The sequence below is a fragment of the Salinimicrobium oceani genome, from assembly GCF_012037645.1.
On record NZ_JAAVJR010000380.1, the window covers coordinates 1 to 523 of the forward strand.

General features: G+C 40.9%; 1 protein-coding gene. It reads right to left on the reverse strand.

Features of this window, described 5'->3' with window-relative positions:
* A partial coding sequence (locus tag HC175_RS17275; RefSeq protein ID WP_317172350.1) for a citrate/2-methylcitrate synthase occupies window positions 1-523 on the reverse strand: 523 nt, incomplete at both ends.

The window sequence follows — 523 nt, forward strand, 5'->3', positions numbered from 1 at the left end:
CAATGAATTTAGAAGTATCTCCTCCATCTGCTTTGATCTCCTCCAGCATTTCAATTACCGCCTGGTTTGCACCTCCATGAAGTGGTCCCCAAAGTGCAGAAACACCTGCCGAGATTGAAGCAAAAAGTCCGGCGTGTGAAGAACCAACGATCCTTACAGTCGAAGTTGAACAGTTTTGTTCATGGTCTGCGTGAAGGATAAGTAACTTATCAAGAGCATTGACTACGACATTATTCTGCTTAAAATTCTTCTTAGGATTATCTTCCTGAAACATCATTTTTAGCAGGCTTTCAACATACCCAAGGTTGGTATCTCTGTTGTAAAGCATTTGGCCATTCTTCTTTCTTAAAGTCCAAGCAGCCAGAACAGGGAATTTTGCAAGGATCTTAACGATCGCCTTATACATATCCTCCTCCGAGTCAACATTAACAGATTTAGGATTAAAAGCAGTAAGAGCACTTGTAAGGGAAGAAAGTACTCCCATTGGATGTGCTGTTTCAGGAAAACCTTTAAGTACGGTTTT